We start from the raw sequence: 13,348 nt of genomic DNA on the forward strand, positions 1-13,348 counted from the left end.
CCCGCTGGTCACTCGCGCGCGGTGGGCGCCGGTTCCCATCCGCCGCCGAGCGCCTTGTAGAGCGCGACCAATTGCGTGCGCACCGCGGCGTCGCCTTGCGCCAGCGCATCCTGCGCCCGCAGCCGCGAACGTTGCGCCTCGAGCACGACCAGCGAATCGACGAGCCCGTGCGCGAAACGATGCTGCGCCAGCGCGAACGTTCGTTGCGCGGCGGCGTCCGCCTCCGCCAGCGCGACGCGTTGCCCGCGCGCCGCGTCATAGCGCACCAGCGCATCCGCCACGTCCTGCAACGCCTGCTGCACAGCCAGCTCATATTGCGTCAACGCCTGGCGCTGTTGTTCGTCCTGCACTTTCACCGCCCCGCGCGCGCGGCCCCAATCGAGAATCGGCCAGCGCACGCCCGGGATGATCGAATAGTAGTGGCTCGACCACTTCGACAAATCGCGCGGCTGACTGCTGTCGAAACCAAACGCCCCCGTGAGGCTGAAGTGCGGGAAAAGGTCTGCTTGCGCCACCCCCACTTCCGCCGTCGCCGCCGCCACTTGGCGCTCGGCGGCTCGAATATCCGGCCGGCGCCGCAACAAGTCCGATGGCACGCCGACCGGCACCTCCGCCGGGATCGCCGGCCCCGGCGTCACGTCGGCCAGTTCGTCATCCAAGGCCGACGGCGGCTCGCCCATCAGCGTTGCCAACGCATGCGTCGCCACCTGCGCCGCGGCTTCCAACGGCGGCAACGCCGCCGCCGTCGTGGCGACTTCCGCGGTGTGCTGGGCCACGTCCAGATCAGTCGCGAGGCCATGCTTCTTTTTCGCCTCCACGATTCGCAGCGTGCCTTGCGCCGCGGCGAGGCCGGCGCGGGCGAGTTGCAAACGCTGCTGCGTCGCGCGCAGTTGCAGATAGGTTTCCGCGACTTCCGCGAGAAGCGACACTTGCACGGCGCGGCGCTGCTCCTCCGCCGCCGCGACCAATGCATCCCCCGCTTCGAGGGCGCGCCGCGTGCCGCCAAAGAAATCGATCTCCCACGTGGCGTCGAATCCCGCCTGGTAAAGCGTCGTCGTCGTGCCCGGCAGGCCGCCTTCGCCCAACGGACTTTGCGGCCCCGCCGGTTGTCCGCCACCGCTCGCCGCTGCGCCGCCAGCCGCGCCGGCCGCACCTCCGCCGCCCGGTCCGGCAGACGCCATCGGGGCGTCGCGCTCGGCGCGCACGCTGCGCGTTTCCGCCGCCGGTGCGGCCGAACCGCCGCCACCGCCACCACTCCCGCCACCGAATGGCAGCGTGACATTCTTGCTGCCGTGGCCGCGGTTGATCCCTCCACTCACATCAACGCCCGGCAACGCGCCGGCGTAAATGGTCGCACGTTGCAGTCGCGCCACGCGCACCCGCGACGCTGCGAGTCGCAAGTTGCGGTTGCCGGCCACCGCGCGCTCAATCAGGCCCGTGAGCTCGGGATCGTGAAACGTGAGCCACCAACGCTGCACGGCATCCTCGCCCGGCACCACCGTCCCCGCTGCATCCGCCACGCCGACAATTTTCGTCGGCGTGAACGCGTCGGCCATCTTCGTTTGGGGCGCGTGGTAGTTCGGACCGACAGTGCAGCCCGCGGCGAAAAGCAAGGCCGCGACGGTGAGACTGAATTTGTGCGAAAGATGCATGGCTCTCGTTTAGTGCGCCGCCGGCGCGCCGTGCGGTGGCGGACGCCGCAGGATGAACGTGATCGGAATCGCCAGCGCCGCCATCCATCCGAGCAGCCAGAAGATGTCGATGTAACTCAGCATCGTCGCCTGCCGCGTCACGCGTTGCGCGATTTCGCCCCACGCGTCCATCGGCTGATGCTGCCACGCCGGGGCGTATCCGCTCACGCTCTCGGCGAGACGGCTGTGATGGAACTGTCCGCGCTGCGCCAGCAACGTCGTCGCGAACGAAATCCCGAAGCTGCCACCGAGATTGCGCATGGTGTTGATCAGCGCCGACGCGTCGTCGTTTTTCCCGGCCGGGATGCCCGCGTAAGCGATGGCCGAAATCGGGACGAAGAGAAACGGCAGGCCCACCGCCTGAAACACGCGCGCCATCGCCATGTGGCCGAAGTTGATTTCGGTGTTGATCCCGCTCAGGTGGAAACACGCGAAGCACTCGATCACCAGTCCGATGACGATGAGATATTTCGCGGGGACTTTGCTGGTCAGGCTGCCGACGAGCGGCATCACCAGCAGCGTCGCGCAGCCACCGGCCGTCAGTGCGAGCCCGGCCTGCATCGCCGAGTAGCCGAGAATCGTCTGCAAAAAACGCGGGATGACCTGCGTGGTGCCGATGAGAATGAAACCCGTCACAAACATCACCACCATCGACGCCGCGAAATTGCGGTTCTTCATCAGCGACAGGTCGATGATCGGGTGTTCCTGCGCCAGTTCCCACACCACGAGAAACAGCAGCGACAGGCCCGCCACGATCGCGAAGACGAGGATGAACGGCGACGCGAACCAGTCGTCCTCCTGGCCCTTGTCCAGCACGACTTGGAGACAACCGAGTCCGAGCGCGACCAGCGCGAAGCCCAGATAGTCGATCTTCAAACCGCCGTGCAGCGCCCGCTCGCGATCGCGTTGCACCGCCGGCGGATCGACGAGCATCCGCCCCGCAAGAAACAGCGATGCGAGGCACACCGGCACGTTAATCAAAAAGATCCACCGCCACGTGAAGTTGTCGGTGATCCAGCCGCCAAGCGTCGGCCCCAGCGTCGGCGCGACCACGACCGCGATGCCATACAACGCGAAAGCCTGGCCCCGTTTCTCCGGCGGAAACATGTCCGCGAGGATCGACTGTTCCGTCGGCGCCAGACCACCGCCGCCGATCCCCTGCAACACGCGGAAAAACACCAGCATTCCGAGGGAAGGCGCAAGGCCGCACAGAAAGGAACTCACGCCAAACAACGCCACACACGACAGATAGAACCGCTTCCGCCCGATCACGGTCGCCAGCCACCCGCTGATCGGCAGCACGATCGCGTTGCTCACGAGATAACTCGTCAACACCCACGTGCTTTCGTCCTGCGTCGCCGCGAGATTCCCCGCGATGTGCGGCAGCGAGACGTTGGCCACGCTCGTGTCGAGGACCTCCATGAACGTCGCCATCGATACGACCACCGCCACCAGCCACGGATTGCGGTGGCCCGCCGCGGATCGCTCGAGCGGATGACCTGACGCGGCGGACGGCATGGCTCGGCTTTCCCACGCTTAGCGAACCGTCACCTTGACGGAGACCGACATCCCCGGACCGAAGGTGTAACGGTCATCGTCGGGCAGATGGTCGATGGTGATTTTCACCGGCACGCGCTGCACGACCTTCACCCAATTCCCGGACGCGTTTTCGGCTGGGAGGGCGCTGAACGCCTGGCCCGTGCCGGCCTGCACGCTATCGACCCGGCCGGTGAGTTTGAGATCGGGATACGCATCGATCGTGATTTCCACGGCTTGTCCGGGACGCATCAACGTGAGCTGCGTTTCCTTGAAATTCGCCGTCACAAAAACGCCGCGCGGCACGATCGCCATCAACGCCGTGCCGGGCGTCACGAAATTCCCCGGCGCCACGCTTTTGTTGACCACGCGACCGGCGATCTGCGCCTTGATTTGCCCGTAGGAATATAAAAGGTCCGCGTGCCGCACTTGCGCCTCCGCACTCGCCTGCCCCGCCCGCGCCGCGGCGATCTGACTATCGGCGAACTGCACCTGCGACTGGGCGGCGGTCAGACCTTTCGCCGCCGCTTCCACTTGCGCCGCGGCGGTTTTTTCGGCGGCGACGGCGCGGTCCCATTGTTCGCCGGAAACGGATCCCGCCTCCTCGCGCCGCAGCCCCACGAGACGTTGCAGATCGTTCGCCGCGTTATCCGCTTTCGTCTCCGCCACGCCGAGATTCGCCCGCGCCTGCGCCGCTTGCGCCACGATCGACGCCTTGCGCGCGTCCGCCTCGGCGAGTTGCGCGGCCGCTTGCGCGCGCGCGGCCGTCGCCTGCTGTTGCGAGGTCTGCGCATCCGCGGAGTCCAACTCCACGAGCACGGCCCCGACCGCCACCGTTTGGTTGTCCGCCACCAGCACCCGCGTGACGCGGCCCGCCACCTGCGCGCTGACGCGTTGCGGCGTGGCATCGAGCGCGGCGTCGTCGGTCGACTCGTAATGGCGCGAGTGCAACCACCACAGCGCTCCGCCGACCACGAGCACAACAACCAGCAGAAACACCGCTCCGGCGACGAGCGGCCGTTTGGCCCACGAGGGCTTTGGTTTCTCGTCGTGTGGCGAAGGTTCGTCGGACGCGCCTCGGCTCTCGTGCCTGGCGTCCGCGCGGCGGTCAGGTGGCGGGCGTTTCCCCGGTTGGTCGCGAGGCGCGTCGGCTCCGCCCTGATCCGCTGTTCCACGTTTCTCCGAGTTCGCTTCCTCACGCTCCGCGTCCCGGCGGGGAGGGCGGGAGGATTCGTCTCGATGTTCGTTCATGGCGTGACCGGCCGCAGGCGGGAAACGATGGGCCTCAGTGCGGACAACGACAATTCCCCGCGGTTCGACGCCGCCCTCGGTGCGCGCCGCCGGCGGGGCTTGCGCCGGAGATTCATCCATGGCTTCAACGCTCGTCGTCTCATGCGCTCGCTTGCCCAACAGGTTGTCATCATCACGGGCGCTTCGTCCGGTATCGGCGAAGCCACGGCGCGGCGGCTCGCCCGCGCGGGCGCCTGCCTCGTGCTCACCGCGCGACGTCGCGACCGCCTCGAAGTTCTCGCGCGCGAACTCGATCCTTCCGGCGAACGCGTGCTCGCCGTGGCCGGCGACATCACGCTCTCGGCCGACCGCGCGCGCATCGTCGAATCGGCCTGCGCCAAATTCGGTCGCATCGACGCCCTCGTAAACAACGCCGGCTACGGCACGCGCGGTCCGGTGGAACTCGTGCCCCTCGAACTCCTGCGCCGCAATTTCGAGACCAACGTCTTCTCGCTCGTGGCGCTCACGCAACTCGTCCTGCCCGCCATGCGCGAGCGCGGCGATGGCTGCATCGTCAACATCGGCTCCGTCGCCGGTCGCATCGCCCGCCCGCTCTCCAGCGTTTACGATGCCACGAAGCACGCCTTGGAAGCGTTGACCGACGGATTGCGTGGTGAACTCCGCCCCTTTGGCGTCCGCGCGACGCTCATCCGCCCGGGCTTCATTGCCACAGAATTCATCGCCGCGGCCGATGCGGCGTCCGACGCGGTCACGTCGCATGCCGGCCCTTACGCGCCGTATTTTCGCGGCGTGCGCGCCGGAGTCCAACGCCTGCGGCGCATCGCCGGCCAGCCGGACGATATTGCGCGGCTCGTCGAAAAGGCCCTCACCGCGCGCTGGCCGCGCGCCCGCTACAACGGCCCGTTTCACGCCCGCGTTTTTCTCGCGTTGAAATGGCTGCTGCCGACCGCAGTGCTCGAACGCATCACGGCGCTGCGCGCGTGAAACTTGGCGGCTCTGCGCCGGCGCCTGCCGCCAGCGCACGGCGCGGGATCGGTCTCCGACGAAAATTGTCTTCGCGCCGCGCCCGCTTTCGTTGCAACTGAGAGCAATGACTTACGCCGAGATCGCCGCCGCCCTGCCCACCACCGCCCGCACCTCGATCGACGGGCTCGCGTTTCCCCATCTCGCCTCCGGCAAGGTGCGGGAAATCTTCGATCTCGGCGATGCGTTGCTCCTCGTCGCCACCGACCGGCTCTCCGCGTTCGATGTCATCCTGCCGGACGGTATTCCCGGCAAGGGCGCCATTCTCACGCAGATGAGCCTGTGGTGGTTCGCGCAAACGGCCGGCGTGATTCAAAACCACTTGCTGCCCGATCAGCCCGGCGAGTTTTCCCGCCGCGGGATCCACGATCGCGATCTCCAGTTGCGCAGCATGATCGTGCGCAAACTCAAGCCGCTCGCGATCGAATGCGTGGCCCGCGGCTACCTCATCGGCAGCGGCTGGAGTTCGTATCAAAAAACCGGCCAAGTCTGCGGCATTCCGCTTCCGCCCGGCCTTCGCCAGGCCGACCGCCTCCCGGAACCGATTTTCACCCCCACCACCAAAGCGCCCAAAGGCCAGCACGACGAACCCATCAACGACGCCCAAGGCACCGCCATCGTCGGCGCCGCGCTCTACGAAAAGGTGAAGGCCACCAGCCTCGCCCTCTACCGCCTCGGTCACGAACGCGCGCACGCCGCCGGCATGATTCTCGCCGACACGAAATTCGAATTCGGCACCGACGCCGCGGGCCGCCTGTTCCTGATCGACGAAGTGCTGACACCTGACTCCTCGCGCTACTGGCCCGCCGATCACTACGCGCCGGATCAATCGCCGCCGAGCTACGACAAACAATTCGTGCGCGACCATCTGCTCGCGTTGAAGTGGGATCAAAAGCCGCCGGCGCCGCGCCTGCCTGCCGACGTGATCGCCCGCACCCAGGAGAAATATCTCGCCGCGCTCCGCAACCTCATCGGGCGTTGAGCCGACCGGCGCGCATCCGCGCTCGCCGAAGCAGACAACGTTTTCGCTCGCGGGCGGCACGCAGCTCCGCGCCGCCGGCCATTTACTGCATCACGCCTGAGCGACGTTGCGGCGAGGATTGCTCCCGCGCGGCCCGCATCAGCTCACGGCGCAACCAATCGAGCGCAGTGTTCACCGCCCGCACATTCACGACTGCACGCGGGCCGGGAAAATTCAGGCTCTTCGACCACACGCCGTGTGGCGAATAGAGCGCCACGAAAATCATCCCCGCCGGATTTTCCTTCGGCCCGCCACATTTCCCGCCGAAGCCCGTGATCGCGAGCGCGTAGTCGGCACCCAGTTTCTCCGCCGCGCCCGTCGCCAACGCGACCGCGCATTCCGCACTCACCGCGCCGTGCTGCATCATGAGGCACTCGGGCACATCGAGCAGCTGCATCTTCGAATCGTTGGAACAGCAGATCACGCCGCCCGCAAAAAACTTTCCCGCGCCACACAAGTCTCCGAAGGCCTGCGCAAGTAATCCGCTGGTCGAAGTCTCCGCGACAGCGAGGGTTTTCTCCTGCGCCCGCAACGCTTCGCCGCACACCTTCGCAATCGAATCCTGGCCAAAGGTGACGAAATCTTCGCCGAGGAGTTGTTCGCATTCGCGACCGAGCGCGAGAAGCTGCGCTTCGCTGAGCGCGCCAGTGGGCGAACTCAGCCGGCAGTCCACGTGGCCGTGGTGCGCACAAAACGCCACGCTCAACGCCTCCTGATGCCGCTGCAGAATCGGCTCCAACCGTATCTCGAGCATCGATTCGCCGATCCCCGCCGTGCGCAACTGCAGATAAGCCTCGCGCGACGCCAGCAACCCGCGCTCCGCCAGCCGCGGAATGACCTGCTCGGTGAGCATCGGCTGCAATTCGTTCGGCGGCCCCGGCAGCATGCATAACACCTTGCCATCCTGTTCCACCCACAGGCCCGGCGCCGTGCCGTTCGGGTTAGCCAGCACTTCGCCGCGCTCGAAACGAAACGCCTGCTTCAGATTGTTCGCCGTCATTTTCTTACCCAGGCGCGCAAACCGCTCGATGATCGCCTGCTCGATGGCCGCATCGTAAACCAGCGCCTGCCCCAACACCTCCGCGAGCACCTCGCGGGTGCGATCGTCGCACGTCGGGCCGAGACCGCCGGTGGTGATGATCACGTCCGCTTGCGCCCAACTTTCGCGAAACTGCCGCGCGATGGCGTCCGCCTCATCCGTGATCGTCACGCTGCGCCGCAGCAACACGCCGCGCCGGCCGAGCTGCGCGCCGATGTAGGTCAGGTGGCTGTTCGGCGTGAGCCCGAGCAACAGCTCGTCGCCCAGCGTCAGCAGCTCATAATGGAGCTGTGAAACCGGCTTGAGCGGGTGATTGGCCGAACTGGAGGAAACCATACTTGCGAGGCGGGAGATTAGGCGGAATCTGGAAAAATGCCAGTTGCGGTGCTAGAACTGGCGTGACCGATCCGCCGATGTTTGCCGACTTATTTCTCCGCCTTTTCCCTGCGTCCGGTTCCGACCTACGGTCTGATCTCGTCGCACGCCGTGGCTGGAGACCGCGCGCGGCGCACGTTTCCCCGCCGCGCGATGCCGGTGCCCGCGTGGTGGTGTCCGCATGAGCGAAGCCATCAACCTCAAGGAGAAGGTCCGGCAACTGCCCGACCGGCCCGGCGTTTACCTGATGAAGGACCGCCTCGGCCGCATCATCTACGTCGGCAAAGCGAAGAGCCTCAAGAAACGCGTCTCGTCTTATTTTCAGCCGTCGCGCGCCTTCACGCTGCAGCAACCGAAAATCCGCGCGCTCATCGACCTCATCACCGATTTCGAAACCATCGAAGTGAAGTCGGAGCCCGAAGCGCTGCTGCTCGAAGGCAAACTCATCAAGCAGTGGCGGCCGCGCTACAACACCGACTTCACCGACGATAAACGCTTCCTTCTCGTGCGCGTGGATTTGGGTGAAGAGCTGCCGCGCTTCCGCCTCACGCGGCTGAAAAAGGAGGATCGCTCCCGCTACTTCGGGCCCTTCGCGCACAGCGGCCTCCTGCGCAAAACCCTCGCGCAGATGCGCCGCCAATTCGGCATCCTGCTCGGCGACGGCACGCCGCACCGCCTGCCCGACGGCTCTTGGCAACTCTACGACGACGTGCGCCAGGAGCTCTACGGCTTCCCCAACACCGTCACCAGCGAGCAATACCGCCATCGCGTGAACGACGCGTGCGGCTTCCTCGAAGGCAAATCCCGCGAGTGGCTCGAAACGCTTCGCGCCGAGATGGCGTCCGCCGCCGAGAAACACGAATTCGAAAAGGCCGCCGAGCTCCGCGACGTCGTCTTCGCCCTCGAACGCACACTCGCGAAAACCCGCCGCTTCGAACGCAGCGACCCCACGCGCCCGTCCGCCGACGAAGCCGCCATGCAGGCGCTCGGCGAAGCCCTCGCCCTCCCCGCGCCGCCGCGCACGATGGAGTGCTTCGACATCTCGCACATCTCCGGCACGTTCGTCGTCGCGTCCATGGTGCACTTCGCGCACGGCCGCCCGGACAAAGACCATTACCGGCGTTTCCAAATCAAAAGCTTCATCGGCAACGACGATTTTCGCGCCATGGAGGAAGTCGTCGGCCGTCGCTACCGCCGCCTCGCCGAGGAGCAACGCGCGCTGCCCGATCTCGTCGTGATCGACGGCGGCCGCGGTCAGATCGGCGCCGCGTTGAAAGCGTTTGTGGCGATCGGCCTCACCCCGCCCGCCCTCATCGGCCTCGCGAAGAAACACGAGACGATCATTTTCCCCGACGAACGCGCGCCCCTCAACCTGCCGCTCTCGCACCCCGGCCTGCAATTGCTGCAACGCCTGCGCGACGAAGCCCACCGCTTCGCCAACACCTACAACTCGGATCTGCGTTCGAAAAAAATTCGCGAGAGCGTCCTCGACGACTTCGCCGGCATCGGCCCCGCGCGCCGTGCGGCATTGATGGATCACTTCGGCAGCATCGAACGCCTGCGCGCCGCCCGGGCCTACGAAATCGCCGAGGTGCCCGGATTTGGCGGACGCATGGCGGCGGAACTCCACGCGTTTCTGCACCGCGCGCCAGACCCGACAACGGACGTCGCGGCGCCGCCGAGCGCGCCGCTGACGCCACCCACACCGCCCGCCAGCGACCTCCCCGGCGAAGGTCCCGCGCCCGCCGCGCCCCCGCCCGCACCGCCCCGTGCCGCCCCGAACGCGTAGCGCGCTTCGGGCATCGGCCGCCGTTGCGAACACGAAAAAGGCGGCCTCGTGGGCCGCCTTTGCTTCGAAGGGTGCTGGGCGCCGTCGTCGACGCGCTCGCGAGGCAAGCGTTACTGCCAGCTCAGCACGAGGCGCGTGAAATACATCGTGTCCAACTTTTCGACGTCAACGCCCGGCTTGCTGTTGTAATCGTTGCTCACGCCAAGCCGCAGCGCCCACGCATGCGAGCCAGCGGGCGCCAGGATCGGCAGCTCGTAGTAGGATTCGTGCGTGAGGCGGAAATTGCTGAAATCATTGAAGCTCGGCACAAACGCCAGGCGGTTCACCAGCTTCGAGTTCGCGAACTGATACTCGTGGTAAATCCCGAGATCCAAACCGGCGCTGCTCACATTTGCGGTCAGCGGGTTGCTATAACCTTCATACCGATACGACAAACCGATGCGGCCCGTGAAGATATGCTTCGGCTGTTTCACGAAGTCGTAGCCGATGCCGGCTGCGGCCACGTTATACAGCTCGACGTCCTTCACGCGATCGAAGCCGCCCTCGTCGCGCATATACCACGAGCGTTTGCCGGAGAAATTATTCGCGTAATCCACGCCCGCCTTGAACTGGTCGGCGGACTTCACGCCTTCGCTGACCTGGCGATTGTAGGCCGTGTAGAATTGCAACGTGTCCTGCGGCGTCTTGAGCACCGCGCGGCCGCTGACTTGCGTGCCGAGTTGCTCGGTGTTGCCCGTCTTGCCGGTCATATCGACCGCCGCTTCGTAGGTCCAGTGCCGCTGCAACGCGGCGACTTGCGGATCCGTGCCGCCCGGCGACCACGTCGCGGCGACCTTGTCCACCTTGGTCGTCAACTCACCGTCCGGGCCCGCGATCTTCATCGCGCCGCCTTCGCTCGTCACACGTCCCTCGAGCGTCGTGCCGCTCGCGAGCCGCACCACCAACGGAGCGTTCGTCGTGATCCCCACGACTTCGCTCTGCTTCACGCTGAGATCGCCCGCGTAATCGGTTTTGAGCGTGATGACGCCGGCATCGATTTTCGTAATCGTGCCGATCAGACGGGCGCCCGAACGCGTTTCCACGACGTCTGCGCGCGCAAAATTACTGGCGACCAGCGCTAAAAGGAGAGCGCAGGCTATGGGAAATGAACGACTTAGATTCATAGAACCGAATATTTGACAGGAGGTAGGCACGGATTGTCAACGCCACACCCTTGCATTGCCCGGCGGCCGATTGGTGGCTCGACAGCCCTGCGCGTGCGGCATTGGTTCCCGCAGACCCGTTTCCGATGCAACAGTTCGCCCACCGCCCCGCCCTCATTGTCGCCGATCGCTGGCGCGACTACCAACTGCTCGACTGTGGCGACGGCCTGAAGCAGGAACGCTGGGGCGACATCACACTCGTGCGGCCCGATCCGCAGATCATCTGGCCCCGCCACGGCGAAAAGCCCGGCGCGCCCTGGACCAAGTGGGACGGCTTTTATCACCGCGCCGAAACCGGCGGTGGCCGCTGGGAATATCGCCGCCCGTTGCCCGACCACTGGACCGTCCACTACGAGCCGCTGCAACTCACGTTCAAGATTCACCCCACCAGCTTCAAGCACACCGGCCTCTTCCCCGAACAGGCGGCCAACTGGGATTGGTTCAGCGCCAAAATCCGCCACGCCGTCGCGCCAGCGACCACCGCCGCCACCGACTCTTGCGAGGCCGCCGGCCCGCGCTCCGTCAACGTCCTCAACCTCTTCGGCTACACCGGTGCCGCGAGCGTCGCCGCCGCGAAAGCCGGCGCCAGCGTCTGCCATGTCGACGCCGCCGAAGGCATGGTCAAGTGGGCGCGCGAAAACGCCGCGCTCAGTGGTCTCGCCGAGGCGCCCATCCGCTACATCGTCGACGACTGCCTCAAGTTCGTCCGTCGCGAGCAACGCCGCGGCCGTCGCTACGACGCCATCATCATGGACCCGCCGACCTACGGCCGCGGTGCGACAGGCGAAATGTGGAAACTCGAGGACCACCTTTGGGAATTGCTCACCGAGTGCCGCGCCCTGCTGAGCGAACAACCGCTGTTTTTCCTGATCAACGCCTACACCGCGCGCCTCTCGCCGACCGTCGTGGCAAACCTCCTCGCCGAACTCCTCCACGACCGCGGCGGCCAGATCACCGCCGGCGAAGTCGGCCTGCCAATCCAGCGCGACGGCAAGACGCTCCCCTGCGGCATCTACGGCCGCTGGGAAAGTTAGCCCGGAAAAAGACGCCCGCGTAAGTTCGCCCGCCAGAAGAATTGTAAGCCGGGTGCCCCTCCCGGCGGCATTGGGCACCGTCACTGCCGCCGCGTTCAGGCCACTCGTCCCGCTTCCCCGCGCCCTCCCCAGTCGATTTCCACCGGGCTGGTCAGACCATTGCCGAATCTCGCCTTCGAGTTCGCGCCGGCGGCAAAGTCTGGAGCTGGTTGATAGCTGGGAACGATGCTGTCGCCCTTCTCAGAATCGTGCTCATGCTAATCGTGCGTCAGGGCCGGTGATGCGTCCCCTCACCCCGCTTCAGCGACCGCGAGTTGCCCGCAACCGGCGGCGATGTCGATGCCGCGGCGTTGTCTTACCGTGCTCGGTAGCGCGAACTCCTCCGCCAGAATTTTCTGAAACCGCCGCGCCGCCTCCGTGCGGCCCGGCGTGCCCGCGTAACCCGCCGTTGGGTTGAGCGGGATCAAGTTCACCTGCGCCGGCATCCCGTGCAGCAGCCGGCCGACCGCGCGCGCGTGCTCCGCAGAATCATTCTGCCCCTCGATCAGCGTCCACTCGTAAAAAATCCGGCGGCCCGTCTCCGCGCTGTAGGTGCGGCACGCCTCCATCAACACATCCAGCGGCCACTTCTTCGCCACCGGAACGAGCGCCGCGCGCTCGGCTTGGGTCGCCGCATGCAACGACACCGCCAAGTGCAACGGCGGCTTCTCGCGCGCGAGCCGCAGGATGCCGGGCACTACGCCCACCGTGCTCAACGTGATCCGTTCCCCGCCCAACGCGAGACCCGCCGGGTCGCGCAAAATCGCCAGCGCCTGCATCACCGCCTCGTAGTTGTGCAATGGTTCGCCCATCCCCATGAGGACGAGATTGCGCAGCCGCGGTCCGGCGACGGGCGAGGTCGCCGGCGGTGAGTTTTCGCGAAGCGCGCGCGCCACATGCACGGCCTGCCCCACAATTTCGCCTGCCGTGAGATGACGCGTGTACCCCATCTGCCCCGTGGCGCAAAACACGCAGCCCATCGCGCAGCCGACCTGCGAACTTACGCACGCCGTCACGCGTCCATCGAACTGCATCCGCACCGTCTCAATGCGCTCCCCATCGTCGAGCGCCAGCAGGTATTTTCGCGTAAACCCGTCGCTCGAATCCGTCGCGAGCGCCGTCGCGAGCCGGCCGATGCGCGTCTCCGCCGCCAGCCGCACCTGCACTTTCGCCGGCAGCTCCGGCATCGCCGCGAACGAATCCGCCAGCGTGACATAGAGATAGCTCCACAGGCGCGCCGCATGCACCGGCGAAAAATCCCAGCCGGCGAACCGCGCCCGCAACTCCTCCCGGGTAAGGTCGTAGAGATTCAGCGGCGCGGCGGACACTCCGCCGACATAGGCATTGC

Annotated in this window: 10 protein-coding genes; 4 read left to right on the forward strand and 6 right to left on the reverse strand. The window is 66.3% G+C overall.

Annotation, left to right across the window (positions count from 1 at the left end; genetic code table 11):
- Nucleotides 1–8 precede the first annotated feature (8 nt).
- From K0B96_RS16590 to K0B96_RS16600, 3 genes are read right to left on the reverse strand one after another with little or no spacing between them, the layout of a single operon-like run.
- On the reverse strand, nucleotides 9–1,652 hold the full coding sequence (locus K0B96_RS16590; RefSeq protein ID WP_220162065.1) for an efflux transporter outer membrane subunit: 1,644 nt from the start codon (nucleotides 1,650–1,652) through the stop codon (nucleotides 9–11).
- Between the two features lie 9 nt (nucleotides 1,653–1,661).
- Complete coding sequence (locus K0B96_RS16595; protein WP_220162067.1) at nucleotides 1,662–3,209, reverse strand: DHA2 family efflux MFS transporter permease subunit; 1,548 nt, start codon at nucleotides 3,207–3,209, stop codon at nucleotides 1,662–1,664.
- A gap of 18 nt (nucleotides 3,210–3,227) precedes the next feature.
- Nucleotides 3,228–4,226, reverse strand: coding sequence for an HlyD family secretion protein (locus K0B96_RS16600; RefSeq protein WP_220162069.1), 999 nt, complete (start codon nucleotides 4,224–4,226; stop codon nucleotides 3,228–3,230).
- A 393-nt stretch (nucleotides 4,227–4,619) separates the two neighbouring features.
- Between K0B96_RS16600 and K0B96_RS16605 the strand changes: the two genes are divergently transcribed.
- Both K0B96_RS16605 and K0B96_RS16610 read left to right on the forward strand, forming a co-directional pair.
- A complete protein-coding gene (locus K0B96_RS16605) occupies nucleotides 4,620–5,462 on the forward strand; it encodes an SDR family NAD(P)-dependent oxidoreductase (RefSeq protein WP_220162071.1) in 843 nt (280 codons plus the stop codon).
- A gap of 106 nt (nucleotides 5,463–5,568) precedes the next feature.
- Nucleotides 5,569–6,483 (forward strand): phosphoribosylaminoimidazolesuccinocarboxamide synthase, encoded by a 915-nt coding sequence (locus K0B96_RS16610; RefSeq protein WP_220162073.1) that lies wholly within the window; start codon nucleotides 5,569–5,571, stop codon nucleotides 6,481–6,483.
- 82 nt (nucleotides 6,484–6,565) lie between these two features.
- Here the strand turns inward: K0B96_RS16610 and K0B96_RS16615 are convergent, their stop codons facing one another.
- Nucleotides 6,566–7,897, reverse strand: a complete 1,332-nt coding sequence (locus tag K0B96_RS16615) for a CinA family nicotinamide mononucleotide deamidase-related protein (RefSeq protein ID WP_220162075.1) — start codon at nucleotides 7,895–7,897, stop codon at nucleotides 6,566–6,568.
- 220 nt (nucleotides 7,898–8,117) lie between these two features.
- On the opposite strand from K0B96_RS16615, the gene K0B96_RS16620 reads away from it, so the two are divergent.
- Nucleotides 8,118–9,725, forward strand: coding sequence for an excinuclease ABC subunit UvrC (locus K0B96_RS16620; protein WP_220162077.1), 1,608 nt, complete (start codon nucleotides 8,118–8,120; stop codon nucleotides 9,723–9,725).
- Nucleotides 9,726–9,835: 110 nt separating this feature from the next.
- Here K0B96_RS16620 and K0B96_RS16625 read toward each other — a convergent pair whose 3' ends face one another.
- A complete protein-coding gene (locus K0B96_RS16625; protein WP_255558746.1) occupies nucleotides 9,836–10,807 on the reverse strand; it encodes a DUF481 domain-containing protein in 972 nt (323 codons plus the stop codon).
- 206 nt (nucleotides 10,808–11,013) lie between these two features.
- On the opposite strand from K0B96_RS16625, the gene K0B96_RS16630 reads away from it, so the two are divergent.
- Nucleotides 11,014–11,961, forward strand: a complete 948-nt coding sequence (locus K0B96_RS16630) for a class I SAM-dependent methyltransferase (RefSeq protein ID WP_220162080.1) — start codon at nucleotides 11,014–11,016, stop codon at nucleotides 11,959–11,961.
- 290 nt (nucleotides 11,962–12,251) lie between these two features.
- Here the strand turns inward: K0B96_RS16630 and rlmN are convergent, their stop codons facing one another.
- Nucleotides 12,252–13,328 (reverse strand): dual-specificity RNA methyltransferase RlmN, encoded by a 1,077-nt coding sequence (rlmN, locus tag K0B96_RS16635; RefSeq protein WP_220166601.1) that lies wholly within the window; start codon nucleotides 13,326–13,328, stop codon nucleotides 12,252–12,254.
- Nucleotides 13,329–13,348: the final 20 nt, after the last annotated feature.

The sequence above is a fragment of the Horticoccus luteus genome (assembly GCF_019464535.1).
GTDB lineage: Bacteria > Verrucomicrobiota > Verrucomicrobiia > Opitutales > Opitutaceae > Horticoccus > Horticoccus luteus.